Below are 26,684 nucleotides of genomic sequence, written 5' to 3' on the forward strand. Positions count from 1 at the left end.
TAATCAATTGTATAAAAAATTAAATTCAGGAAAAAACTATGTTGCTGGTTTGTATTCTTTTCCGTCAATGATCATTTTTGCAATGATTTCTTTTAAGATTTCTGATGTCCCTCCTCCAATTGGGCCTAACCTACTATCTCTTAATAAACGAGCCATTGGATAATCTTCCATATAACCATAACCACCTAATAATTGAAGTGCGTCGTAAATTACTTCATCTGCCATTTTTGTGGATAATAATTTAGACATACTTGCTTCTTTTACTACATAATTACCTTGGTCTAATCTTTTTGTGATTGAGTAATTATATTCTCTACACATATCAACCTTACTTGCCATTTCTGCAATTTTGTGTCTTAATGCTTGGAATTTATCTAAAGATTTACCAAAAGCAAGTCTTTCTTTCATGTATTTAATTGCGTAATCTACAGCAAATTCTGCTCTTGCATGGGCATTTACCCCCATTATTAAACGTTCTAAAGCAAAGTGTTGCATTATATAAGGAAAACCTTTGCCTTCTTCACCTAATAAATTCTCTGCTGGAACTTCTACATTATCGAAAGCGATTTCACCTGTATCACTTGCCTTCCAACCCAACTTATCTAATTTTGTGGCTGTAATCCCTTTTGCTTCTCTGTCTACAACAAAAATACTTATTCCTTTATATTTATCTGTTGGATCTGTTTTTGCAGCAACAATTAAATAATCTGAATACACACCATTTGTAATAAATGTTTTAGAGCCATTTAAAATATATTTATCTCCTTGTTTTATGGCTGTAGAACGCATTCCTGCAACATCACTTCCTCCAAAAGGTTCTGTAATACACATACAACCAATCATATCTCCTTCTACACTCGGAATTAAATATTTTTCTTTTTGTTGTTGATTCCCTTCTTTATTTAAATGAGTCATTGCTAAATATTCGTGTGCCCACATTGCAGCTGCAAATCCTCCAGAATTTATTTTTTGCATTTCCTCTAAAAAAATCACTGTATAGAATAAATCTAAATCCATTCCTCCAAATTCTTCTGGAGTTGACAACCCAAAGTAGCCCATTTCTCCAAATTTTTTCCAAATAAAACGTTCTATAGTTCCAGTTTTTTCCCATTTTTCAATGTGAGGAACTACTTCTTTTTGTAAAAAATCTTTAAAACTTGCACGAAATGCTTCATGTTCTTCAGTAAAATACATACTATCCATTAAGAGTGAATTTTGATTATTTATTTAGCTTCCAAATATAAGACTATTCTATCATACAATTCTACAGGAAAACCTTCGATATGTTTTAATTCTGATATATTTTGAAGTTCGGCAACTTCATCTCTATAATTAAATATTTTCTTGCACAACTCATAATCTACATAAGGATTTTTAAGTAATTGCTTGAATTCTATTGTGTTTATATTTACCTTTTTAATGATTGGTTTTTCATCGATTTTAAAAACTGACAGCACTTTGTCTGCAATTTCTTTATCTAAACCCCAAACTTCGTAAAGTTGATCATCGAAAGAAAATCCTTGTAATTTAGAACGATACTTAATAATTCTATTAGAAAACGCAGAACCAATTCCACTTATTGACTGGAAATCTTCTGCTGTTGCTTTATTTATATCTGTTGTTGATATTTTAACTTCCTTCTTTTTATAACTATTTTCAGTAAAAGATTCTTTTGAGTTTCGCGAAGAATTGGAAGATTGATTTTGTTTTACAACCCAATCTGGAAACTTAAAATATGGAGAAATTTTGTTTAATAAAGAGTCAGAAACTTTGGTGATATTTTGAAATTCTTCTTTTGAGTTGATAAACTTATTGGTTTTTCTAAACACTAATAGTCTGTCTATTTCCTCTAAAGACATTCCTAATTGTTCTCCTTTATAATCTGTAATATAATTTGGATTAAAAGGATAAACTTTTGGTTTTCTATTTTCAATTTCTATAGCTTTTAAACTATCTATTTGATTTTGAAAAGCAACTAATTCTGGGTTATTTGTATTAATGATTTCATTGTCAGTAAAAACATCAACAAAAATAAAAATTTGAACAATAATGATGAGTAATACCAAAATAAAAATCCCATTTCTTTGGCTTTTATTATACCAGAAATGGGATTTAAATATGTTCATTTTATAATTTTACATGTGATCGTTTACATCTATTGCTCCATCTTCAATTGCTTCTTCTTTTTTATTAATTGCATTTGTATATTTTGCTAATTCTCTTTTAATTACTGGCGATAACATAACAACACCAATAATATTTGGAACTACCATTGCAAAAATCATTGCATCAGAGAAATCAATTACAGCACCTAAACTTATTGATGCTCCAACAATTACAAACATTAAGAATAAAACCTTATAAACTAAATCTGTTATTTTACCTTTTCCGAATAAAAATTTCCATCCTTGCATACCATAATAAGACCACGAAATCATTGTTGAAAATGCGAATAAAATTACAGCAATTGTTAATACTATAGAGAAGTGAGGAATTACAGAATCAAAAGCGATTGCTGTTAATTCTACACCTTCTTTAATTTCTACTCCATATTGCATAAATTGTCCATCGAAATTAGTAATAATAATTACCAAAGCTGTCATTGTACAAATAATTACAGTATCAATAAAAGGCTCTAAAAGCGCAACAATACCTTCACTTGCTGGGTATTTTGTTCTTACAGCTGAATGCGCAATAGCAGCTGAACCAACGCCTGCTTCGTTAGAGAATGCTCCTCTACGAATTCCTTGAATCATTACACCTACTAAACCACCTGCAATTCCTAAGCCTGAAAATGCGCCTTCATATATCAACATAAAAGCATCATCTATTAAAGTAAAGTTTGCGAATAAAATAATTAACGCAGCTAATACATAAATACCAGCCATAAAAGGAACTACTTTTTCTGTTACAGAAGCAATTCTTTTAATACCTCCAATAATTACAACAGCTACTAAAACAGCCATTACAATTCCAAAGTATAAACCTGCATTACCTCCAGTTAAATCGAACAATTTAGTAAATTGAGCTGCAGCTTGGTTTGCTTGAAACATGTTTCCACCTCCAAAAGAACCACCAACCACAAAGATTGCAAATAAAACTGCTAGTACTTTTCCTAAACCACCTGCGCCTTTTTCTTTTAATCCTTTTGTTAAATAGTACATTGGTCCACCATAAACGGTTCCATCTGCATCTACATCTCTATATTTAACACCCAAAGTACATTCTGCGAATTTTGATGCCATTCCTAAAAAACCAGCAACAATCATCCAAAATGTAGCTCCTGGACCACCAATTGATAAAGCAACTGCAACACCTGCAATATTACCCAAACCAACAGTTGCAGAAAGCGCTGCTGTTAATGCCTGAAAGTGAGAAACTTCTCCCTCTGCACTTTCATCTCTTATCGTTTCAAAAACATCTCCTCCAGGTGTTTGATCACCAAATGATTTCTCTGAGGCATTTTCATTCTCATCGTTTATTGAACCGATAACATCTTCAACTTGAGCTTCATCTCCATATAATTTATCAACTCCATGCTTTTCTATATCCTCATATTTACCTTTAACCACTTGAAAAGCAGTTACAAAACCAGTAATATTTATAAATTTAAAGTATAATGTAAAATATAAAGCACCGCCAACTAAAACAATTAATACCCAAGGAATTTGAAAAGTTTCTGAAAATGGAATTTCATAAAATATAGCATCTACAAACCAACCTGTGTAATCTTTAAATACCACGTCAATTTTATCGGATGTACTTTGAGCAAATGTTACTATTGGTACTGCTAAAAAAAGCAGTGATAAGAGTTTTTTATTCATAATATAATATTAGTTAGTTTTAAATTTACTGACGTGCAATATCTTAAAAAAATGTGCTTTTAACAACTTTTAACAGTTAAAAATGATTTTACGATAACGTTTCCTTAAACTTTTGTAAATCTTCTTTAAAAGTTTTTGGATAAAAGTTTAACTCTCTATTCGTTTTACTTAAATCGAAACCTGTTTTGGCAGGTCTTGGCGCTGTTTGGTTTAAGGTTGATGTAGATATTGGTTTTAATAAACTTTTATCTAAATTAAATACCTCTGCAATTTCTTGTGTAATTTCAAAAACACTCATTAATTTATTAGATGAGATATTAAAAATTCCTGTTGCTTTTTTATCCATAGAAATTTTACAAGCCATTGCTAAATCTAAAACATAGGTTGGTGCTCTATATTGATCGTCTACAATTGTAATTTCTTTTCCTTCCTCCAACATTTGTTTTACCCAAAGTACAATATTACTTCTACTCATATCAAACACTTTTCCATAAACCAAAATGGTTCTTAAAATTGTAAAGTTGATATTTGAACTGGTTAAAACTTTTTCTGATTTTAATTTCGATAATCCATAATAACTAATTGGATTTGGTGTATCTGTTTCTTTATAATTCCCTTTTAAACCATCAAAAATAAAATCTGTAGAAATATGAATTACGTGTGCATTAATTTCTTCAGCAATTTCTGATAGCCATTTTACAACATCAACATTTAATACATCGCAAGCTTGTTTGTTATTTTCACAATCATCAACTTGCGTCATTGCAGCTGTATTAATTATAAAATCTGGCTGAATTTCTTTGATACTTTTTCTTAAATTTTCTTCATTCGTAATATCAATAGAAACATATGCGAAATCTTCTCTCCCACTCCTATTTATACCTTTTGAAAAACCGTAGACTTCATATTTTTCTTTTTCTTCTGATAATAAATTTAATAAGGATTGCCCAAGCAAACCATTACTGCCTGTTATAATTACTTTAATCATTGATTATTTTTAATACTAATATTCGTTTTATTTTTACAAAGGTTTCTCTAATTATCAAAAATGTTCACGCTAAAATTATACATGATTGTTTTATAAAATTTATCAATATTGAGTAAACCTGATAATTTTCAGTATATATGTGTGAAAAAATTGGGTTCTGTTGAGAAAAACACCTAAAACAATTCTCTTAATTTAATGATTTGTTCTGGCCTTCCTAAAACAATTAAATGAGAACCTTGTATTAATTTACTATTTGCTTCAGGATTTATAATGTAATCTTTATCAGGATTTCTAAAACCGATAACTGTACAGCCTGTTTGTCTTCTTAAATCTAAATCTAAGATTGTTTTTCCTAAGTATTTTGCAGGAAGTGTGTCAACATCAATTTCTTCTAAATTTGCTGTGGTTTCACCTTCAATTGTTAATCTGTCCACAAACTCAATAACATCTGGAGTTGTCACTAAAGAAGCCATATGATTTCCACCTAATTTATCTGGCATAATTACATTATCTGCACCCGCTATTTTTAATTTACTGTAAGAACTTTCGTTACTTGCTCTGCTTATAATTTTAAAATCTTTATTTAATTGTCTCGCACTTAAAACCACAAATAAATTATCTGCGTCTGAAGGTAAAGTTGTTATTAAATTTGCTGCATTTGTAATTCCTGCTCTTAACAAAACCTCATCTGTAGTTGCATCTCCTTGCACATTTAAAATTTCTTCTGCATCTAATAAATCTATAATTTCTTTATCATTTTCGATTACCACAATTTTTTTATTGTAGTTGGTTAATTTTAAAATTGCTTGTTTTCCATTTCTCCCAAAACCACAAACAATAGTATGTCCTGTTAATCTATTAATTTGTTTTTCCACGTTTCTATGTTTAAAATGATCAAAAAGTTTTCCACTTACTAAATATTCTGAAAAGGCAGAAATTGCATATCCAAAAATAGTAATACTCGTTAAAATTAAAAAAATTGTAAATACTTTTTCTTCGGGCGAAAAAGGTCTTAACTCTCCAAAACCAACTGTAGTAACTGTAATTACAGTCATATAAACAGCATCTATAAAAGTATAATGAGACAACCACATATAGCCAATTGTACCTACTGCAATAGTAGATGCAACTAAAAGTAAGGTTGTATATATTTTAGAGTCGAAATTTCTCATAGATTACAAATCGAAAACCGAACTTCTTTTGGTGTAAATTAAATCTTTTAATTTCATTGCAAAGACAAATGTTAAGTAAAATCCGAAAGACAAACCAACTGTAAAAAAAGTTACGTAAATAAAATAGATTCGTACATTTTTTGCGTGCATCCCCAATCTATCTGCTAGCCTTTGGAAAAAACCAAAACCATGCCTTTCAAAAAAATGACGTATTGAATGTATAAATTTCATCTCTAAAATTTTTACCTGCAAGATAATACAAACTCTTTATTTGTTCTGTACTTTTTTATCTAAAATGATTAGGAATCCTTAACTTTGCACTTTTGAAAAAAATACCTTATTTGAAAGATCAAGAATATATAGAAGTTTACGGAGCTAGAGTTCATAATTTAAAAAATATTGATGTAAAAATTCCTCGTGAAAAACTCGTGGTTATTACAGGATTAAGTGGAAGTGGAAAATCTTCCTTAGCTTTTGACACCATTTATGCAGAAGGACAAAGACGTTATATTGAAACGTTTTCTGCCTATGCTCGTCAGTTTTTAGGTGGATTGGAAAGACCAGATGTTGATAAAATTGACGGACTTTCGCCAGTAATTTCTATTGAACAAAAAACCACCAATAAAAGTCCACGTTCTACAGTTGGTACAATTACAGAAATCTACGATTTTTTACGATTATTGTTTGCAAGAGCTTCTGATGCATACTCTTATAATACTGGCGAAAAAATGGTCAGTTATTCAGATGAGCAAATAAAAGAATTAATTTCTACGGATTTTGCTGATAAAAAAATAGCAGTTTTAGCACCATTAATTAAATCTAGAAAAGGGCATTATCGTGAGCTTTTTGAGCAAATTTCTAAACAAGGTTTTGTTAGAGTTAGAGTTGATGGTGAAATTAAAGAAATAGAAAAAGGAATGCGTTTAGACAGATACAAAACGCATGATATTGAAGTGGTTATTGATCGACTTTTAGTAAACGAATCATCAGAAAAAAGATTAGAAGAAACCATAAAAACGGCTTTATATTCTGGGAATAATATTATGATGGTTATTGATATTGATGAAGAAAAACCTCGATATTTTAGCCGTGAATTAATGTGTCCAACCACAGGAATTGCATATCCAAATCCTGAACCTAACAACTTTTCTTTCAACTCGCCAAAAGGTGCTTGTGATACTTGTAATGGTCTAGGAGTTACTCAAGAAATCAACTTAAAAAAAGTAATTCCAGATACTAGTATTTCTATTAAAAATGGGGGAATTATCCCTTTAGGAGAACAAAAAAATAGCTGGATTTTTAAACAAATTCAAAATATTGCAGAACGTTATCAATTTAAATTAACAGATGCAATCAAAGACATTCCAAAAGAAGCTTTAGAAATTATTTTAAATGGTGGAAACGAAGCTTTTAAAATAGAATCTAAAACTGTTGGTGTAACAAGAAACTACAAAATAGATTTTGAAGGAATTGTAGCTTTTATTACAGGGCAATTTGACAATGCAGAAAGCACTTCAATAAAACGTTGGGCAAAAGGTTTTATGGATGAAGTTACCTGCAAAACTTGCGAAGGAAAACGTTTAAAAAAAGAAGCGCTTCATTTTAAAATTACTGATAAAAACATAAGCGATTTAGCACAGTTAGATGTCTTAGAATTGGCAAAATGGTTTTCAACTATTGAAAAAGATTTATCAGAAAAACAAGTAACAATTGCATCAGAAATATTAAAAGAAATACGAACTAGAATTCAGTTTTTGTTGGATGTTGGTTTGGATTATTTAACGTTAGATAGAACCTCAAAATCGCTTTCTGGTGGAGAAGCACAAAGAATTCGTTTGGCAACTCAAATAGGTTCGCAATTAGTGGGTGTTTTATATATTTTAGATGAACCAAGTATTGGATTGCATCAAAGAGATAATCAAAAATTGATAGATTCTTTGATTAAATTACGTGATGTTGGAAACTCTGTTTTGGTAGTTGAACATGATGAAGATATGATGAAAAAGGCCGATTTTGTGTTAGATATTGGTCCAGGAGCAGGAAAACATGGAGGAGAAATTGTAAGTATTGGAACCTATGATGAAATCATTAAAACAAAAACTTTAACTACAGATTATTTAACTGGCAGAAAAAAGATTGAAGTTCCTAAAACTCGAAGAGAAGGCAATGGAAAAACCATCAAACTAAAAGGTGCTTCTGGAAATAATTTAAAAAATGTTTCAGTTGAGTTTCCTTTAGGAAAAATGATTTGTGTTACAGGAGTTTCTGGAAGTGGAAAATCAACCTTAATTAACGAAACTTTATATCCGATTTTAAATGCTCATATATATAGAGGTGTAAAAGTTCCTAAACCTTACAAAAAAATTGAAGGTTTAGAACATGTAGATAAAGTGATTGATATTGACCAATCTCCAATTGGTAGAACACCAAGATCTAACCCAGCAACCTACACAAAAACGTTTGATGAAATTAGAAGTTTGTTTGCAAAAACAACTGAAGCTGCCATTCGTGGTTACAAAGCTGGTCGTTTTTCTTTTAATGTAAAAGGTGGACGCTGTGAAACCTGTCAAGGTGCAGGAGTTAGAATTATTGAAATGAACTTTTTACCTGATGTGCAAGTGGAATGTGAAACCTGCCAAGGAAAACGTTTTAACAGAGAAACTTTAGAAATTAGATATAAAGGAAAATCGATTTCTGATGTCTTAAATATGACTATTGAAGATGCAACCGATTTCTTTGAAATGATTCCTAAAATCCACAGAAAATTAAAAACGATTAAAGATGTTGGTTTGGGTTATATTACTCTAGGACAACAATCTACCACACTTTCTGGTGGTGAAGCACAAAGAATAAAATTGGCATCAGAATTATCTAAAAGAGATACAGGAAATACGTTTTATATTTTAGATGAACCAACAACTGGGCTTCATTTTGAAGACATTAGAGTGCTGATGGACGTTTTAAATAAACTAGCAGATAAAGGAAATACTGTTTTAATTATTGAACATAATTTAGATGTTGTAAAATTGGCAGATTATGTAATTGATGTTGGTATGGAAGGTGGAAAAAAAGGTGGAAAAATTTTAGTTACAGGAACTCCTGAAGAAGTAGCCAAACATAAAACAAGTTATACAGCAAAATTTTTGCGAAAAGAATTAAACTAAAAATAGTTTACAAAATAGGCTCAATACTTAAAAAAGTACTAATTTAGTAAGCTGTTTAAAAATTAAAAAAATATATAATGACGAACGACGATAGAAAAATAAAAGAAAAATTAGGGCAAAAAACTTGGAACGAAATTAAAACAAATGACTCTTGGGCTATTTTTAAAATAATGGCAGAATTTGTAGATGGGTATGAAAAATTAAGTAAAATTGGTCCTTCAGTTTCTATTTTTGGATCTGCAAGAACAAAGCCAGATCATCCTTATTATATATTAGCAGAAGAAATTGCTTACAAATTAACTCAAAATGGTTATGGTGTAATTACTGGTGGTGGACCAGGAATTATGGAAGCTGGTAATAAAGGAGCAAGAAGAGGAAAAGGATCTTCTGTAGGTTTAAATATAGAATTGCCTTTTGAACAACATGACAATCCTTGGATTGATAAAGATAAAAATTTAGAATTTGATTACTTTTTTGTTCGTAAAGTTATGTTTGTAAAATACTCACAAGGTTTTATTGTAATGCCTGGAGGTTTTGGAACTATGGATGAGCTTTTTGAAGCTATCACATTAATTCAAACTAAAAAAATTGGACGTTTTCCGATTGTTTTAGTTGGCACAAAATTTTGGGGAGGCTTAATAGATTGGGTAAAAGATACCTTAATCACAGAAAAAAATATTGGTTTAGAAGATTTAAGTTTGTTTAGAATTGTTGATACTGCTGATGAAGCTGTAGAACATTTAAATAAATTTTACGCTAAATATCAATTAAAACCTAACTTCTAAGAATTATTTATTCTTGATTTTTTTAATAAAACACATTAATATTTATTTACAATAAATTCATTTTTAAAGACTAATATTGTAAAACTTTTTTTACTTTTAATAAGATAAAAATTAGTTGATAATGAACTTGAATATTTTTAGTATAAAATTACACTTTTTACATACCAATGTTTATAAACCTTTAAAATTGATAAAAATTTAATTTGAAAAGGCTTATAAACATTGTTGTTTTTTTCTGTTTTTTTCTAAGCAGTTACTCATATTCACAAGAGAATTCTATTAACATAAAAGGGTATTTAAATGTTGATAAAAGCGAGTTATTTATAAAACAAGAAATTGTTTTTATAAATACTACAGACTCCATTTTATCCAAAATTTATCTTCATAATTGGGCAAATAGTTTTAGAGATCGAAAAACACCTTTATCAAAAAGGTTCATTAAAGATTTTAGAAAAGATTTATACTTTGCTAAAGCAGAAAATTTAGGAGAAACCACCATAAAAAATCTAACCATAGATTTTGAGGATGTTTCTTTTAGTGAACTTGAAAACCAAGCTGATATTCTTGAGGTTGATATTTTAAAACCACTTCTAAAAAATGATAGCGTTAAAATATCATTAAATTATACTGTAAAAATACCCAATGCAAAATTTACGGGCTATGGAAAAACTAAAGAGGGCTTCCATTTACGTTTTTGGTATATAACTCCAGCAGTTTACGATCAAGGTTGGCAACTAATGAGCAACTTAAATATCGATGATTTATATGAGAAAGCAACCGATTTCACCATCGATTTAGACATTCCAAAAGAATATATTTTAGAAAGTAACCTATATCAACATAAAACAAAAAAAGATGCTTTAACAAACTATTACTTAGTAGGTAAAAGTAAAACTGACGTTATTTTAGGGATCAACAAAAAAGAACAACTCAAAACTTTTAAAACCAAAAATGTTGTTGTCTATACAGATGTTTATAATGAAGAGTTAGGTGATAGCACAACAATAGCTACTTTAATAAGAGAATTTGCCTTTTTAGAAAAGTTTTTAGGTAAATATCCTCACAAAGAAATTTATGTTGATAAAGTAACACAAAGTAAAGATCCAGTTTATGGTTTAACACAACTTCCTAGCTTTTTAAGACCTTTTAAAGAAGAATTTAGATATGATTTAACCATGTTTAAAGCATTAAGTAGAAAGTTTATAGAAAATACTTTGCTCTTAAATAAAAGACAAGATTATTGGTTGTTAGATGGTTTGCAGAATTATTTAATGATTGAATATATTGAGCAATTTTATCCTGATGCTAAATTAATTGGTAAATTTTCTGATACTTGGTTTATAAGAACGTTCGAAATCTCTAAGGCAGATTTTAATGATAAATATCCATTAGTATATCAATTTGTTTCTCGTAGTTTTTTAGATCAATCTTTAACAACTTCTGCAGACTCCTTATCAAACTTTAATAGAAAAATAGCCAATAAATATAAAGCAGGATTAGCTTATAGATATTTAAAAGGTTTTATTGGAGATAGCACTTTAAACAATACTATTCAAGAGTTTTATCAAAAAAACCAAACCAAAATAGTAAACAGTAAAGATTTTAGAAAACTTTTAGAATCTAAAACAGATAAAAATTTGAATTGGTTTTTTGGTGATTTTATAAAAACCAATAAAAAAATAGATTACACCATAGATGAACTTGTAGAAAAAGAAGATAGCTTGCAAGTAACTATCAGAAATAAAAGAAACATAACTACACCTGTGCTTTTATATGGTCTGAATGATAGAGAAATTATATACAAAAAATGGCTAACTGGGATTGATGATACTACAACAGTTAGCATTCCAAAACAAGGTGTTAATAAGGTTACTTTAAATTACGAAAACTTATATCCAGAATTAAATACATTGGATAATTGGAAAAGATTACAAGATAAAATCTTTAACAAACCCTTAAAATTTAGTTTGATAAAAGATATTCAAGACCCATATTATAATCAAATATTTTATCAACCCAATTTTGCTTATAATTTTTATAATGGTTTAATTTTAGGCGTGAGTTTACATAACAAACCTTTAATTAAAAGAAATTTAGAGTTCTCAATTGCACCTTCTTACGCCACCAAAAGTGGTTCAGTTGTAGGTTCATTTTCTGTTTTATACAACCAATATTTCGAAGATACTAGTATTTACAAAATGGTTTATGGTATTGGTGGAGCTACTTCTGACTATGCTCCAAATTTATCTTACAAATCATTTTCGCCATTTGTAAATATGATTTTTAAAAGAAAAGATTTAAGAGATGCCACTCAAGAATCTATTAAAGCAAAATTGTTACATATTGATAAAGAAATACCTTTTGGTCAAATTAAAACAGCTGAAGATAACTACAGTGTATTTAGTTTAAGTTACAATTATGTAAATCCAGATATTATTGAAGAATTTAGGCAAAATTATAGCTTAGAAATTGCCGATAACTTTTCTAAAGTTGCAGCAGATATTCGCTATAGAACATTATCTACTTCAGATACTCAATTAGATTTTAGATTATTTGCTGGTTCCTTTTTAAGCAATAGATCTACAGGAGATTATTTTAGTTTTGGTTTAGATAGAGCAAATGATTATTTGTTTCAATTAAATTATTTCGGACGCTCTGAAGAATCTGGTATTTTTAGTCAGCAATTTATTATTGCTGAAGGTGGTTTTAAATCTGTATTACCAACAAGATATGCAAACCAATATATGCTTTCTTTAAATTCTAGCATTGGTTTATGGAGATGGGTTGAGTTTTATAACGATGTTGCTTTTCTAAAAAACAAACAAGTACCTTTATATTTTGCTTATAATAATGGAATTCGACTAAATTTTATTCATCATATTTTTGAAATTTATTTTCCTTTATATTCAAATAATGGCTGGGAAGTTTCTCAAGGTGCTTATCCAGAAAAAATTAGATTTACCATTAACGGAAATGTTACAGCAATCTATAATTTCTTTAGAAGAGGTCTTTTGTAAATTAAAACAAAAATCAGCTTATTGTGTAATTCCTAACAAAAGTAGTTATTTATATGACTTTCTTAACATATTCTTAAGAAAATACGTTATTTTTAAATATCAACTAAAAAAACTATCTTTGTAATTATTAAATCCAAAAATTATGTTGCAGAAAACGATTCCTTTAAATAAGCAAGAAATTACTTTTAACGATTTTAAAAAAGAAGTTTTAAGTGATTATAAAATTGCTAAAGTTAGTAGAGAATGTAGTTTACTTGGTAGACGAGAAGTTCTTACAGGGAAAGCAAAATTTGGAATTTTTGGTGATGGAAAAGAAGTGCCTCAATTAGCTTGGGCAAAAGCTTTTAATAAAGGTGATTTTAGATCTGGATATTACAGAGATCAAACTTTTATGATGGCAATTGGCGAGTTAACTGCTCAACAATTTTTTTCGGGTTTATATGCACATACAGATATAGATGCAGATCCAATGTCTGCTGGTAGACAAATGGGTGGCCATTTTGCAACACATAGTTTAAATGATGATGGCAGTTGGAAAGATTTAACAAAACAGTACAATTCTAGTGCAGATATCTCTCCAACAGCTGGGCAAATGCCACGTTTATTGGGTTTAGCACAAGCATCAAAAATTTATAGAAACGAAAAAAGTGTTCAAGATAAAACTAAGTTTTCTAACAAAGGAAACGAAGTTGCTTGGGGAACTATTGGAAACGCAAGTACAAGTGAAGGCTTATTTTTTGAAACTATAAATGCAGCTGGAGTTTTACAAGTACCAATGGTGATGAGTGTTTGGGATGATGAATATGGAATTTCCGTTCACGCAAAACATCAAACTACAAAAGAAAGTATCTCAGAAATTTTAAAAGGTTTTCAAAGAGATAAAAAAAATAAAGGGTACGAAATTTTTGTAATTAATGGTTGGGATTATGTGCAGTTGATGGATGTATATCAAAAAGCTGCAAAAATTGCAAGAGAAGAACATGTACCTGTTTTAATTCACGTTAAAGAATTAACACAACCACAAGGTCATTCAACTTCTGGTTCTCATGAACGTTATAAAGATAAAAATCGTTTACAATGGGAAAAAGACCACGATTGTATTACAAAATTCAGAGAATGGATTTTAGATTTTGAATTAGAAACAGAAAGTGGAGATATTTTACGTTTTGTTGATGGAGAAGAAGATTTAATAAATATTGATAGAGAAGCTAAAAAAGAAGTAACCAATGCAAAAAGAAATGCTTGGAATGCTTTTTTAAATGAAATAAAATCTGAACTTATAGAAGCTACAGATTTACTAAAAAGAGTTGCTGTAAAAAGTAAAAATGAGAATTTCATTAAAAAATATACAAACGATTTAAGTGCCATTTCTGAACCTACAAGAAAAGACATTTTATCAACTGTAAAAAAATGTTTATGGTATTTAAGAGATGAAGATTTTGGCGAAAAAATTGAACTTCAAAATTTCATTAAAACTTCACAAAAAAGAGCTCATAAAAAATATTCTACTCACTTATTAAGTGAAACTGCTTTAAGCGCAACAAGTGTTTTAGATGAAAAGCCAACGTATGCTCAAGATAAAAATTTGGTTGATGCTAGAATTATTATGAGAGATAATTTTGATGCTATTTTAACAAAACATAAAGATGTTATAATTTTTGGAGAAGATGCTGGTTTTATTGGTGATGTAAATCAAGGTTTGGAAGGTTTACAGGAAAAGTATGGTGAACTTAGAATTTCTGATACTGGAATTAGAGAAGCAACCATTTTAGGACAAGGAATTGGTTTAGCAATGAGAGGTTTAAGACCCATTGCAGAAATACAATATTTAGATTATTTATTGTACGCACTTCAAATTATGAGTGATGATTTAGCGACTTTACGTTACCGAACTTTTGGAAAACAAAAAGCGCCATTAATTATTAGAACTCGAGGACATAGATTAGAAGGAATCTGGCATGCAGGTTCTCCAATGGGTGGCATTATTAACAATGTAAGAGGAATTCATGTTTTGGTTCCTAGAAACATGACCAAAGCTGCTGGTTTTTACAACACCCTTTTAGAAGGTGATGATCCTGGTTTAGTGATAGAATGTTTAAATGGTTATAGATTAAAAGAAGAATTACCAACCAATTTAGGCGAATATAAAACTCCAATTGGCGTTGTTGAAACCATCAAAGAAGGAACTGACATGACTATTGTTTCTTATGGTTCTACCTTACGAATTGTAGAAGATGCAGCCAAAGATTTAGCACAAGTTGGTATAGATATAGAAATTATTGATGCGCAAAGTCTATTACCTTTTGATATAAATCACGATTCTGTAAAAAGTGTTATGAAAACCAACAAATTATTGGTAGTTGATGAAGATGTTCCTGGAGGAGCTTCTGCTTATCTTTTACAAGAAATTTTAGAGAATCAAAATGGGTATGAATATTTAGATAGCAAACCCTCTACCCTAACAGCAAAATCTCACAGAACTGCTTACGGAACTGATGGCGATTATTTTTCAAAACCTTCTGCTGAAGATGTTTTTGAAAAAGTGTATGAAATAATGCACGAGTTTAATCCTAATAAGTTTAAGAGTTTGTATTAATTCTTTTTAATATAAAAAACCAGAAATCCCAATCAAATTTGATTGGGGTTTCTGGTTTTAATAATATAGTCAAAAAGTTAGCGCGAGCATCTTGCTCGTACCAAAAATTAACTTAAAGGATTTATGTAAAAATTTAAAAATTCAATAAAAAAAAGCTAAAACTATATCTTCCAAACTTTATTGGCACGAGTTTGAAACTCGCGCTAACGATTATGAAAGAAAAAAATAACTAATAATTTTTAGAATTTTGATTATTGTCTTTGGTATTTAACAAAGTTAGCGCGAGCATCTTGCTCGTGCTTTAATCTAATTTAAGTCTATTTCTAAAATAGTAGCATCATCATTTCCATAATTTCTAGCACTACTATATTTCCAATCTATTGGATCTGTTACAAAACCTGCTTTAACAGGATTTTGATGTATATAATTCAATTTTTGTTCAAAAACTTTTAATGACCATATTTCTATTGGATGGTTATTCTGTTGCCAAAATTGTTTATTGGCTACATTACTATTTTTTTTACCTGCTCTTTCAAACATCCATAACATCCAATCGCGTCTACTTTCTTGCGCGTTTTCTTCTATCATTTTCAAAAGTTTCCTAGATGTAAAACCTTTAAAATCTCTTATTAAACCTGAGGGATCATTTAAAGAAGAACGAAATATTAAGTGAATATGATTTGTCATAATACAATATCCATAAATTTCCATTCCTTTGTTTTTTCTGCAGAAATCTAAAGACTCTGTAATACAATTATAATATAAATCTCTTGTAAATACATCTATCCAGTTTACAATTGCAAAACTTATAAAATAAGCACCTGACTTTTCTCTAAACTTATATTTTCTGCTCATATAGCTAAAATAATCAATTTTCTCTTGTTAGTTAAACACGCGATTGTGAGCAGTTAGTTGATTCTAGAAAGCATTAAAACCAAAATTGTTTAAAAAATGATTTCTTTTTTTTAAATGATAACATTTTGTTATTAAGCAAAATATAGAAGTTGTTTACGTTCATGAGCAAGATGCTTGCGCTAATTAGGTTATCTATGAATTTATTTCGGTATTAATCATCACTTAATTTCAACAATTTAAATGTTTGCCTATCATTTGGAATAAAAGGCTTTTCAATTGGGATTAATAACTTATCCAACTCATTATTCAAAACAAATTGATGTTGTTCTTTAACAAACTCTGAGATGTCTTCAATTTCTAAAATATCATCTTTAGCATATTTTATTATTTCTTGGTTTCTGATTCCTAATTGAATGGCTCGTCTATCTAATTTATCTCCAAAAGGATCATGATCTGGATCCCATTGCAATCTAATATTTGATTGTTTTACAGCAACTTGCCAATCCTCTTTGCTTTCATAAATATCATCTTGAAAACTAGAATAAACTGCTTGATTTAAATAACGCTCAAACGCTTCTCGTTTTAAATGAATTACCAAAACAATTTCTTGACCAACTTTTGTACCCCAACCATTTCTGTGCATCATCCAAAGAAAATTTGGTTTTATCCAAGTCATTCTATGTACGCTAAAAGCACCACCAAAATATTGATTTTGAGATGCAAAATTCCCTATTTCTGGTCTGTAAGATTGATATACAACTACTTTTTCATCATCAAATTGAGCCATTATATGATGTCCCTTTTCTGGCCAATCTTTTAGTTGATCTTTATATAATTTTGTTTTTATATTCATATTTTAAATTATCAAAATTAATAATCCAATAAAAAATTTAAAACTAATTAACAAAACAGAAAATACACAAGCTTTGTAACAAAAACCAGCAGCAACTATTAATTTTATAAATTGATTTGTCAATATAAGATTACAATACATAAAGATATCATTTCCTTTTTTAACACAATCTGTAAACCAATCTATTTCAAATTTTATTACTTTAGTTCATTAATTCAGAACTTTAACACAATATGAAAAAACTACTACTTTTTTCAATGATTTTAGCATTTACATTTCCATCAGAAATGAATGCACAAAAGAAAAAATCAAAGGAAAACAACACAGAAGAAACTGCAACAAAATCTCAAAAAAGCAAAACACCAAAATATGCTGATTTTGTAACCAAAAAAACAACAACAGACGAAGGTTTATTTAAAGTGCACAACACAGACAATAAATTCATGTATGAAATTCCAAAAAACTATTTTGGAAAAGAAATGTTATTGGTAACCAGAATTAAAGATATTCCTGCTGGTTTAGGAGGTGGTTATGTAAATGCTGGCTCAAAAATTAACACACAAGTTGTAGTTTGGGAAGAGTTTCAAAATAAAATTTTACTAAAAGTAAAATCCTATAATGCTGTTGCAAATGACTCTTTGCCAATTTACAAATCTGTAAAAGCAAACAATTTAGAACCTATTTTATTTGCGTTTGATATTGCAACTCAAAACCAAGATTCTACTGCTGTTTTGGTTGATGTAACAAAATTTTTCACTTCAGATATTCAAGCGATTTCTCCTTTACCAGATTCTTATAGAAAAAGATACAAAGTTAAGAGATTAGATGCTTCAAGAAGTTTTATCAACTCTATAAAAAGTTATCCAGAAAATATTGAAGTTGTCCAAGATTTTACGTTTGATGCAGCTGAACCACCAAGTAATTCATCAACAAATACTATTACAATTCGTGTAAATCAATCGATGATTGTTTTGCCAGAAGATAAAATGATGCCAAGAGTGTATGATGAACGAGTTGGTTATTTTTCGATTAAAAATGTAGATTACAGTTCAGAAGCTTTAAAAGCTGATGAAAAAAGATATATTAGACGTTGGCGATTGGAACCTAAAGATATCAACGCTTACAATCGTGGAGAATTGGTAGAACCTATAAAACCAATTGTATATTATTTAGATCCTGGAACTCCAGATAAATTGAAAAAATACATCAAACAAGGTGTGGATGATTGGGCAAAAGTTTTTGAAACTGCTGGTTTTAAAAATGCAATTATGGCAAAATATCCGCCAACTGAAGAAGAAGATCCAGAATTTAGTATGGAAGATGTGCGTTATTCTTCTATTAGATATGTAGCAAGTACCACAAGAAATGCAACTGGCCCAAGTGTTTCTGATCCAAGAACTGGAGAAATTTTAGAAAGCGATATCATTTGGTATCACAATCATTTACGTTCATACAGAAACAGATATTTATTAGAAACTGGAGCTGCAAATCCGTCTGCAAGAACGTTAGATACACCTGCAGAAGAAATTGGAGAAATGATGCGAATGGTAATTTCGCACGAAGTTGGTCATGCTTTAGGTTTACCTCATAATATGGCTGCAAGTTATGCGTATCCTGTAGATTCTTTGCGTTCTGGAAAATTTACTCAGAAAATGGGAATTGCAGCAACTATTATGGATTATGCACGTTACAATTATATTGCGCAACCAGGTGATGAAAACATAAGATTTATTCGTCAATTAGGTCCTTATGATCATTATGCGATTAATTGGGGATATAGAAAAATTCCGTTAGCAAAAACTCCTGAACAAGAAGTTAAAACACTAGACAAATGGATTGAAGAAAAAGCTGATGATCCTATCTATAGATTTGGTGGAGCACGTTTTGATCCATCAGCACAAACTGAAGGAATTGGAAACGATCAAGTAAAAGCGTCTACTTATGGAATGAAAAACTTGAAAATTGTTGCCGAAAATTTACCAAGTTGGACCTCTGATCAAACCAACAATTATGAAGATTTATCTGAATTATATGGCGAACTTTTAGGAGTTTGGAGTAGATATGTTGGCCATGTTTCTGGTAATATTGGTGGCGTTTACGAATTCAACAAAAAACCGGTTCAAAATGGAATGGTATACGAAGCTGTTTCTAAAAAGAAGCAAAAAGAAGCCATGGTTTGGTTGCATAAAAATGCTTTTGAAACGCAAGATTGGTTAATTAATCCTGAAATTTTAGCAAATATTAATGAAAACGGTTATACAGAAAGAATTTTAAGTTTACAAAACAGACAATTGTACACGCTTTTAAATTCGAATAAATTAGAAATGATGATTGATGCAGAAGTTATTGATGCTAATAACTATACTGCTTTAGATATGATTCGTGATTTAAGGACTGGAATTTTTTCTGAAACAAATTACACTAAAAATGTAGATGTTTTTAGACGTAACTTACAAAAATCGATGATTAACAGAATGGGAATTCTTTTAAATTCTAAAGACAATCAAAATTCTGATATTAGCTCCATAGTGAGAGGCGAATTAGAGGCTTTAAATTTTCAATTAACAGTAGCAAAAAATAGAGGTGTTAATAGAATTACAAAATATCATTACAGAGATTGTTTGGCAAATATTAAAGAAATATTAAACCCGAAATAAATTTTATTTTCTCAACAAACTATTACCTATTGCACATTGTAAACATCGTTTCTTTGTGCAATAGTTGTTTTTAAGCTGTATCAAAGCTTGACTTTCCATCGCATTTTTTGCTTTAATTTCTAAAGCTGAAAAATTAGAAATTATACTATTTTTTTCTGATGAAACTTGTTTTATCAACTGCATAATTTCATTTTCAGACACTTCTCCTCTACTCTGCAAATAGACAAATTTTAAAGGAATTATAGTGTTGATGATAATTAAATCTACGAATGATTTTGTGAGTTTTTTAGGTGATTTTTTTGAATCCGATTCAAACGTAAAATGTGTTTTCCAAAACGCATCAACCTCAAAAGAAAATAAATCGTAAAAATCTTCTTTTTTGTTGATGCTCATCAACTTTGAAAATATATTTTGATGCGCATATAATAAAGATGCTAGTTGTGCAATTCTAATTGTTGGAAAGTTTTGAGGTCGCATTCTAAAAAACTGGAATGCATTTTTAGAAATGGAATTTAGTTTGTGTTTATGTTTTAAATACCTGTATTTTTCTTTTAATAGTTGATAATAATGTTCTTCTAAATCTTCTTCTAAAAAACCTGCTTGTCCAAAAAGCAACGCTGTTAATTGTTCCAAATCAAAACGTTCTTTTCTAACCACAGAAAAATCCATAGAAGTTGCCAATTGCAGAAAAGGTTCTCCATTTACTTTTAATCCGAAATTTTTAGCTAATAATTGGAACAAAACAGCTTCAAAATCGGCATTTGTATCTAATAACAACTCTTTTATAAAAGTTGACTTATGTTCTAAACGTTCAAAATACAAACGCTCTAACAAATTATTCAACAAAAACTCATCAATAGTTGTTAATTGATTTTCACAAGGAATAAATTTCTGTTGATGATAGACTAAGCTATTGTAGTTCTCTAGTAGTTCTTTTGAAACAAAATTTTTCAACTCTAAAGTTGGTAAAGGTTTATTATTTTTCATAAAAACGTCTACATCATGTTCCCAAACTACATGTAAAATTACAGCATCATAACTGGCATCTTCTTCATGTTTGTGTAAATACCAATCAGAAGATTTTACGTGCATTTCAACATTACCAGCCCAAAGTTGATGATCGATTTTTACTTGTGCATTTAAAAAATCGGGTCCTGAATTTTTATTATGAATTCCTCCTTTTAAAATAGAAACTTCTTTAGCGTCAGAAGTCTGTAAATTTATATCAGTAAATATTTTATACTTCCATACATAATACAAAAATTCCTCATTCATCTTTTTTTGTTTCAAGGTACAAAATAATTTATTTGTGTATCAATTTTACCAATAGAAACAAGAAAATTTAAACTTTTTATAAGTTATTTTTGCAGTACAAAATAATACAATGAATACAATAGAAAGTTTAAAATGGCGATATGCTGTTAAAAAATTCGATACTAATAGCACTTTAGCACCATCACAAATAGAAATTTTAAAAGAAGCTTTTAATTTAACTGCCACTTCTTATGGCTTACAACCTTTAAAATTGGTTGTTATCAACAATAAAAATATTCAAGAAGAATTAGTTGCAGCTTCATTTAACCAACCACAAGTTTTGGAAGCTTCTCATCTTTTAGTAATTTGCATTCCTAAAAAATATACAATTACAGAGGTTGAAGAATATTTTGATTTGGTAAAAAAAATAAGAGCAACTCCAGATGCAGTAATAAACCCATTTAAAACGTTTTTAACTGCAGATATCAGCAAAAAAACACAAGAAGAATTATTAGTTTGGAATAGGAATCAAGCCTACATAGCTTTAGGAAATTTACTAACAGTTTGTGCTGTAGAACAAATTGATGCTTGCCCAATGGAAGGTTTTGTACCTGCTAAATATGATGAAGTTTTAGGTTTAAACAAACAAAACCTAACAGCAACATTAGTTTTACCAGTTGGTTTTAGAGCCGAAGATGATTACATGAAGGACTTAAAAAAAGTTAGAAAGAATATAGAAGATGTTGTGATTGAGTTTAATTAGATAAACTAAATTTTCAATAATTAAATTAATGTCTGTTCGAGCGCAGTCGAGAACTCATTAACTTTCCTAAATATAAAATACCTTTCGACTGCGCTCAAGGAAACATTTTGAATATATAAATAAAATATTATGAGCCAAGATATTAGAAATAAAGAACCAAAAGCAGTTTGGAATCATTTTGCAGATTTAAATGGAGTTCCAAGACCTTCCAAAAAAGAAGAAAGAGTTATTCAATTTATGGTTGATTTTGGAAAAAAATTAAACCTTGAAACTTTTGTAGACAACGTTGGGAATGTTATCATAAAAAAGCCAGCAAGTTCTGGTATGGAAAATAGAAAAACCATTGTAATGCAAGGTCATTTAGATATGGTGCATCAAAAAAATGCAGATACTGATTTCGATTTTGATAAAGAAGGCATTAAAATGTTTGTTGATGGAGATTGGTTAAAAGCAGAAGGCACAACTTTAGGTGCTGATAATGGTTTAGGAGTTGCAGCAATTATGGCAGTTTTATCATCCAAAGAAATAACACACCCAGAAATTGAAGCTTTATTTACCATTGATGAAGAAACAGGAATGACTGGAGCAATGGGCTTAGAAGGTGGTGTTTTAAAAGGTGAAATTCTACTAAATTTAGATACTGAAGAAGATGATGAAATAGGTATTGGTTGTGCAGGTGGTGTTGATGTAACTGCAACAAAAAATTATAAAGAAGAAAATACTCCAGAAAATACAACTGCATTTTCTATCACTGTAAAAGGTTTAAATGGTGGGCATTCAGGAATGGATATTATTAAAGGTTTGGGAAATGCAAACAAAATAATGAATCGTATTTTATATGATGGTTTTGAAAAATTTGGTTTGCGAATTGCTGAAATAAATGGAGGTAGTTTGCGAAACGCAATTCCTAGAGAAAGCTTTGCAACTATCGTTATTGACACTGTTTCTAAAGAAAACTTTTTATCAGAAATTGAGATACTTATCAACAATATAAAAAACGAGTTTTCAACATTAGAAAGCAACTTAGCTATTGAAATTCAAGAAGTTGAATCTCCTAAAGTAATTATGGAATTAGGTGTTCAAGAATCTTTTATCAAAGCAATATATGCTGCTCATAATGGAGTGTATAGAATGAGTCCTGATGTTGTTGGTTTGGTGGAAACCTCTAATAATATTGCAAGAATTATTGTAAAAGATGGTGGTATTAAAGTGGGTTGTTTAACACGCTCATCTTCTGAAACTAATAAATGGGATTTGGCAAATTCTTTACGTTCTTGTTTTGAATTAGCTGGTTTGGATGTCGATTTTTCAGGAGAATATCCTGGTTGGTTGCCAAATTTGAATTCAGAAATTTTAGTGGTGTTGGAAGGTTTGTATAAAGAATTATTTAACGAAAATCCAAATGTTGCAGCTTGTCATGCAGGTTTAGAATGTGGGATTTTAGGTCAAAATTATCCTGAAATGGATATGATTTCTTTTGGTCCAAACATCAGAGGAGCACACTCTCCAGATGAACGTGCTCAAATATCATCAACCCAAAAATTTTGGAAATTATTATTAGAAGTTCTAAAGAATATTCCTCAAAAAGCATAAAATTTAGCATTTTAAATAAGTAAATCTTTTTTTGATTTAGAAATGCCATAATTGTTTAAAAACTTCAAAAATACAAACTTAAAGACCTGAATTCCAAAAGTTTAAAAGTTTGTATTTTTGTTAACATCTTTCACTTTTATAAAAGATAATAAATTGTAATTTTACTCTTTGATAACAGAAGGTTTTAATGGGAAAAATAATTGCAATAGCGAATCAGAAAGGTGGTGTTGGTAAAACAACCACAAGTATAAGTTTAGCAGCTTCTTTAGGTGTTTTAGAGAAAAAGGTTTTGTTGATAGATGCAGATCCTCAAGCAAATGCGTCTTCTGGTTTAGGAATTGATGTTGATGCTGTAGAATATGGAACGTACCAAGTTTTGGAACATTCTGTTTCTGCTAAAAAAGCAATTGTAAAAACTACTTCACCAAATGTTGATATTATTCCTGCTCATATAGATTTGGTTGCCATCGAAATTGAATTGGTAGACAAAGAGAACAGAGAATATATGCTCAAAAAAGCTTTACAAGAAATTAAAGATGATTACGATTATATTTTAATTGATTGTGCACCATCTCTAGGTTTAATCACTTTAAATTCTTTGGTGGCAGCAGATTCTGTAATCATTCCAATTCAATGTGAATATTTTGCTTTGGAAGGTTTAGGAAAATTATTAAACACCATAAAAAGCATTCAAAACATTCATAATTCAGAGTTAAATATCGAAGGTTTATTATTAACAATGTTCGATTCTCGTTTACGCTTATCTAACCAAGTTGTAGATGAAGTTAGAAAACATTTTTCTAGTATGGTTTTTGATACAATTATTAGAAGAAATACACGTTTGGGAGAAGCACCAAGTTATGGAGAAAGCATTATTGCTTATGATGCTACAAGTAAAGGCGCTGTAAATTACTTAAATTTAGCCCAAGAATTATTAAAAAAGAATTCATAAAAAATGGCAAAAGCAACCAAGAAACAAGCTTTAGGAAGAGGATTATCTGCTTTGTTGCAACAAGATACACCTAACATAAATTCTGCACAAGACAAAAATGCAGACAAAGTTGTGGGTAATATTATTGAGTTAGAATTAGATTTAATTGATGTAAATCCATATCAACCAAGAACCTATTTTGATGAAGAAGCTTTGCGTGAATTGGCAAGTTCTATCAAAGAATTAGGGGTTATTCAGCCAATAACTGTTAGAAAATTAGAAGGTAATAAATTTCAATTAGTTTCTGGTGAACGACGTTTTAGAGCCTCAAAATTAATTGGAAACAAAACTGTACCTGCATATATAAGATTGGCAAACGACCAAGAAATGCTAGAAATGGCCTTGGTTGAAAACATTCAACGTAAAAATTTAGATCCGATTGAAGTGGCACTTTCTTACCAACGTTTAATTGATGAAATTCAGTTAACACAAGAAGAATTAAGCACCAGAGTTGGTAAAAAACGTTCTACAGTAACCAATTATTTACGTTTGTTAAAATTAGATCCAATTTTACAAACAGGAATGAGAGATGGTTTTATTTCTATGGGTCATGGACGTGCAATGATTAATGTTGATAATACAGAAGATCAATTAGCCATTTACGAGAAAATTTTACGTGACAAATTATCGGTAAGACAAACAGAAGATTTGGTAAAAAACCTAAAAACAGGTGCCATTGCAAAACCAAAAAAGAAAGCAATTCCTGCTTTTGTTAAAGAAAGTAAAAAAGAAATTGGAGCCTTTTTTGGTCATAAAATAGATATTACTATTGCCAATAATGGCAAAGGAAAAATATCCATTCCTTTTCATTCAGAAGAAGATTTTAATCGTATTAAAAACTTATTAAAATAAGTGTTGTTTAAAAAAGTCATACTTGTTTTTTGCATCGCAATTTTTTCTGCGAATGTTTTTGCACAACAAGATTCTATACCTAAACCTGTAAAAGTCGAAGATTTAAAAATTGATGGCAACATAAAAACTACACAAGGTATTTACGATCCTTTAGCGCCTTCAAAAGCGGCTTTTTATTCTGCTATTTTTCCAGGAATGGGACAGATTTACAACAAAAAATATTGGAAAGCACCTATCGTTTGGGGAGCTTTAGCAATTCCTATTTATTATTATCAAACAAATAATTCAGATTACAAACGTTATAGAACAGCTTACAGATTAAGAAAAGCTGGTTTGGAAGATGAGTTTACAGTAAATGGTGTTTCTAGTGTTTCTATAACTACTTTAGAAACTGCCCAAGAACAACTAAGAGAAAACAGAGATATGTCTTTATTATCTGGAATTATAATTTACGTTTTACAAATTGTTGAAGCAAGTGTAAATGCGCATTTATTACAATTTAATACAGATGATAATCTATCTGTAAAACCTACTTTTATTGCAGATCCTATTTTATTTGAAGCGCCAAAAGTTGGATTAACCTTTAAATATACTTTTTAAATGAAAATTGCATTATTAGGCTATGGAAGAATGGGCAAAGAAATTGAGAAAATTGCCATTTCTAGAGGTCATGAAATAGTAATTCGAAAAGATGTGGACGATACTATTGATATTTCTTTAGCAGATGTTGCTATCGATTTTAGCATTCCTGATGCTGCTTTTAAAAACATTTCTAACTGTATTAACAACAATGTTCCTGTAATTTCTGGAACTACTGGTTGGTTAGATAATTATAAAGATGCAGTTGCACTTTGTGAGGAAAAAAAAGGGGCTTTTATCTATGCTTCAAATTATAGTGTTGGCGTTAATATCTTTTTTGAACTGAACAAACAGTTGGCAAAAATGATGGCTACTTTAGAAGATTATAATATTTCTATGGAAGAAATTCATCATACTAAAAAGCTAGATGCACCAAGTGGAACAGCAATTACGTTGGCTGAAGGTGTTATTGAAAATTCATCAAAAAAGAATTGGGAATTAGGTGCAATTTCATCCGAAGAAAATATACCAATTGTTGCCAAAAGAATTCCTGATGTTCCTGGAACGCACACAGTTTGGTACAATTCTGAAGTGGATACTATAGAAATAAAACATACAGCTCACAACAGAAAAGGTTTTGCTTTAGGTGCTGTAATTGCTGCAGAATGGATTTTAGACAAAACAGGTGTTTTTACGATGAAAGATGTGTTAAACATCGGTTAAAAATTGTAACATTTTGTT

At 29.8% G+C, this 26,684-nt stretch carries 20 protein-coding genes; 11 read left to right on the forward strand and 9 right to left on the reverse strand.

The annotated features are described in order from the left end of the window. Positions 1 to 36: 36 nt before the first annotated feature. From LPB03_RS05225 to LPB03_RS05250, 6 genes are all read right to left on the reverse strand, one after another. Positions 37 to 1,203 (reverse strand): acyl-CoA dehydrogenase family protein, encoded by a 1,167-nt coding sequence (locus LPB03_RS05225; protein ID WP_065318942.1) that lies wholly within the window; start codon positions 1,201 to 1,203, stop codon positions 37 to 39. Between the two features lie 20 nt (positions 1,204 to 1,223). Then, positions 1,224 to 2,126, reverse strand: coding sequence for a helix-hairpin-helix domain-containing protein (locus LPB03_RS05230; RefSeq protein ID WP_065318941.1), 903 nt, complete (start codon positions 2,124 to 2,126; stop codon positions 1,224 to 1,226). Between the two features lie 9 nt (positions 2,127 to 2,135). Continuing rightward, complete coding sequence (locus LPB03_RS05235; RefSeq protein WP_065318940.1) at positions 2,136 to 3,824, reverse strand: alanine/glycine:cation symporter family protein; 1,689 nt, start codon at positions 3,822 to 3,824, stop codon at positions 2,136 to 2,138. Between the two features lie 88 nt (positions 3,825 to 3,912). Continuing rightward, positions 3,913 to 4,812, reverse strand: a complete 900-nt coding sequence (locus tag LPB03_RS05240) for an SDR family oxidoreductase (RefSeq protein ID WP_065318939.1) — start codon at positions 4,810 to 4,812, stop codon at positions 3,913 to 3,915. 173 nt (positions 4,813 to 4,985) lie between these two features. After that, the gene (locus LPB03_RS05245; RefSeq protein WP_065318938.1) at positions 4,986 to 5,984 is read right to left on the reverse strand and encodes a potassium channel family protein; all 999 of its coding nucleotides are present in this window, start codon (positions 5,982 to 5,984) and stop codon (positions 4,986 to 4,988) included. Between the two features lie 3 nt (positions 5,985 to 5,987). Then, the gene (locus tag LPB03_RS05250) at positions 5,988 to 6,215 is read right to left on the reverse strand and encodes a PspC family transcriptional regulator (RefSeq protein WP_065318937.1); all 228 of its coding nucleotides are present in this window, start codon (positions 6,213 to 6,215) and stop codon (positions 5,988 to 5,990) included. 110 nt (positions 6,216 to 6,325) lie between these two features. Here LPB03_RS05250 and uvrA point away from each other — a divergent pair, with 110 nt between their 5' ends. The 4 genes from uvrA (at position 6,326) to LPB03_RS05270 (ending at position 15,546) form a co-directional block, all read left to right on the forward strand. After that, positions 6,326 to 9,148, forward strand: coding sequence for an excinuclease ABC subunit UvrA (gene uvrA / locus LPB03_RS05255; RefSeq protein WP_065319373.1), 2,823 nt, complete (start codon positions 6,326 to 6,328; stop codon positions 9,146 to 9,148). A 77-nt stretch (positions 9,149 to 9,225) separates the two neighbouring features. After that, the gene (locus LPB03_RS05260; RefSeq protein ID WP_065318936.1) at positions 9,226 to 9,933 is read left to right on the forward strand and encodes an LOG family protein; all 708 of its coding nucleotides are present in this window, start codon (positions 9,226 to 9,228) and stop codon (positions 9,931 to 9,933) included. A 203-nt stretch (positions 9,934 to 10,136) separates the two neighbouring features. Continuing rightward, positions 10,137 to 12,950, forward strand: a complete 2,814-nt coding sequence (locus LPB03_RS05265) for a gluzincin family metallopeptidase (protein ID WP_170324201.1) — start codon at positions 10,137 to 10,139, stop codon at positions 12,948 to 12,950. Between the two features lie 142 nt (positions 12,951 to 13,092). After that, positions 13,093 to 15,546, forward strand: a complete 2,454-nt coding sequence (locus tag LPB03_RS05270; protein ID WP_065318935.1) for an alpha-ketoacid dehydrogenase subunit alpha/beta — start codon at positions 13,093 to 13,095, stop codon at positions 15,544 to 15,546. 306 nt (positions 15,547 to 15,852) lie between these two features. Here LPB03_RS05270 and LPB03_RS05275 read toward each other — a convergent pair whose 3' ends face one another. Beyond that, a complete protein-coding gene (locus tag LPB03_RS05275) occupies positions 15,853 to 16,401 on the reverse strand; it encodes an REP-associated tyrosine transposase (RefSeq protein ID WP_065318934.1) in 549 nt (182 codons plus the stop codon). A 211-nt stretch (positions 16,402 to 16,612) separates the two neighbouring features. Beyond that, a complete protein-coding gene (locus LPB03_RS05280) occupies positions 16,613 to 17,254 on the reverse strand; it encodes a DUF4291 domain-containing protein (protein WP_065318933.1) in 642 nt (213 codons plus the stop codon). A 233-nt stretch (positions 17,255 to 17,487) separates the two neighbouring features. On the opposite strand from LPB03_RS05280, the gene LPB03_RS05285 reads away from it, so the two are divergent. Beyond that, on the forward strand, positions 17,488 to 19,911 hold the full coding sequence (locus LPB03_RS05285; RefSeq protein ID WP_065318932.1) for a zinc-dependent metalloprotease: 2,424 nt from the start codon (positions 17,488 to 17,490) through the stop codon (positions 19,909 to 19,911). A gap of 3 nt (positions 19,912 to 19,914) precedes the next feature. Here LPB03_RS05285 and LPB03_RS05290 read toward each other — a convergent pair whose 3' ends face one another. After that, entirely contained in the window at positions 19,915 to 21,186 is a 1,272-nt protein-coding gene (locus LPB03_RS05290) for a DUF2851 family protein (RefSeq protein ID WP_065318931.1), read from the reverse strand. A 109-nt stretch (positions 21,187 to 21,295) separates the two neighbouring features. On the opposite strand from LPB03_RS05290, the gene LPB03_RS05295 reads away from it, so the two are divergent. The 6 genes from LPB03_RS05295 to dapB all read left to right on the forward strand — a co-directional run bounded on the left by LPB03_RS05295 (position 21,296) and on the right by dapB (position 26,666). Further along, positions 21,296 to 21,928 (forward strand): NAD(P)H-dependent oxidoreductase, encoded by a 633-nt coding sequence (locus tag LPB03_RS05295; RefSeq protein ID WP_065318930.1) that lies wholly within the window; start codon positions 21,296 to 21,298, stop codon positions 21,926 to 21,928. 129 nt (positions 21,929 to 22,057) lie between these two features. Then, positions 22,058 to 23,521, forward strand: coding sequence for an aminoacyl-histidine dipeptidase (locus LPB03_RS05300; RefSeq protein ID WP_065318929.1), 1,464 nt, complete (start codon positions 22,058 to 22,060; stop codon positions 23,519 to 23,521). Positions 23,522 to 23,708: 187 nt separating this feature from the next. Further along, a complete protein-coding gene (locus tag LPB03_RS05305) occupies positions 23,709 to 24,473 on the forward strand; it encodes a ParA family protein (RefSeq protein ID WP_065318928.1) in 765 nt (254 codons plus the stop codon). 3 nt (positions 24,474 to 24,476) lie between these two features. Continuing rightward, positions 24,477 to 25,364 carry a ParB/RepB/Spo0J family partition protein gene (locus tag LPB03_RS05310; protein WP_065318927.1) on the forward strand — a complete coding sequence of 296 codons (888 nt, stop codon included), beginning with the start codon at positions 24,477 to 24,479 and terminating at the stop codon, positions 25,362 to 25,364. Further along, positions 25,365 to 25,964: a DUF5683 domain-containing protein gene (locus tag LPB03_RS05315; RefSeq protein WP_065318926.1), complete on the forward strand. Its 600-nt coding sequence runs from the start codon at positions 25,365 to 25,367 to the stop codon at positions 25,962 to 25,964. Continuing rightward, positions 25,965 to 26,666 (forward strand): 4-hydroxy-tetrahydrodipicolinate reductase, encoded by a 702-nt coding sequence (gene dapB / locus LPB03_RS05320; RefSeq protein WP_065318925.1) that lies wholly within the window; start codon positions 25,965 to 25,967, stop codon positions 26,664 to 26,666. It abuts the gene before it with no gap. Positions 26,667 to 26,684: the final 18 nt, after the last annotated feature.

Source organism: Polaribacter vadi, from assembly GCF_001761365.1.
Classification (GTDB): domain Bacteria; phylum Bacteroidota; class Bacteroidia; order Flavobacteriales; family Flavobacteriaceae; genus Polaribacter; species Polaribacter vadi.

Excerpts from the sequence above, each read along its gene's own strand:
- LPB03_RS05225 (WP_065318942.1), bottom strand. The coding sequence starts at position 1,203 with ATGGATAGTATGTATTTTACTGAAGAACATGAAGCATTTCGTGCAAGT.
- LPB03_RS05230 (WP_065318941.1), bottom strand. The coding sequence starts at position 2,126 with ATGAACATATTTAAATCCCATTTCTGGTATAATAAAAGCCAAAGAAAT.
- LPB03_RS05235 (WP_065318940.1), bottom strand. The coding sequence starts at position 3,824 with ATGAATAAAAAACTCTTATCACTGCTTTTTTTAGCAGTACCAATAGTA.
- LPB03_RS05240 (WP_065318939.1), bottom strand. The coding sequence starts at position 4,812 with ATGATTAAAGTAATTATAACAGGCAGTAATGGTTTGCTTGGGCAATCC.
- LPB03_RS05245 (WP_065318938.1), bottom strand. The coding sequence starts at position 5,984 with ATGAGAAATTTCGACTCTAAAATATATACAACCTTACTTTTAGTTGCA.
- LPB03_RS05250 (WP_065318937.1), bottom strand. The coding sequence starts at position 6,215 with ATGAAATTTATACATTCAATACGTCATTTTTTTGAAAGGCATGGTTTT.
- LPB03_RS05260 (WP_065318936.1), top strand. The coding sequence starts at position 9,226 with ATGACGAACGACGATAGAAAAATAAAAGAAAAATTAGGGCAAAAAACT.
- LPB03_RS05270 (WP_065318935.1), top strand. The coding sequence starts at position 13,093 with ATGTTGCAGAAAACGATTCCTTTAAATAAGCAAGAAATTACTTTTAAC.
- LPB03_RS05275 (WP_065318934.1), bottom strand. The coding sequence starts at position 16,401 with ATGAGCAGAAAATATAAGTTTAGAGAAAAGTCAGGTGCTTATTTTATA.
- LPB03_RS05280 (WP_065318933.1), bottom strand. The coding sequence starts at position 17,254 with ATGAATATAAAAACAAAATTATATAAAGATCAACTAAAAGATTGGCCA.
- LPB03_RS05285 (WP_065318932.1), top strand. The coding sequence starts at position 17,488 with ATGAAAAAACTACTACTTTTTTCAATGATTTTAGCATTTACATTTCCA.
- LPB03_RS05290 (WP_065318931.1), bottom strand. The coding sequence starts at position 21,186 with ATGAATGAGGAATTTTTGTATTATGTATGGAAGTATAAAATATTTACT.
- LPB03_RS05295 (WP_065318930.1), top strand. The coding sequence starts at position 21,296 with ATGAATACAATAGAAAGTTTAAAATGGCGATATGCTGTTAAAAAATTC.
- LPB03_RS05300 (WP_065318929.1), top strand. The coding sequence starts at position 22,058 with ATGAGCCAAGATATTAGAAATAAAGAACCAAAAGCAGTTTGGAATCAT.
- LPB03_RS05305 (WP_065318928.1), top strand. The coding sequence starts at position 23,709 with ATGGGAAAAATAATTGCAATAGCGAATCAGAAAGGTGGTGTTGGTAAA.
- LPB03_RS05310 (WP_065318927.1), top strand. The coding sequence starts at position 24,477 with ATGGCAAAAGCAACCAAGAAACAAGCTTTAGGAAGAGGATTATCTGCT.
- dapB (WP_065318925.1), top strand. The coding sequence starts at position 25,965 with ATGAAAATTGCATTATTAGGCTATGGAAGAATGGGCAAAGAAATTGAG.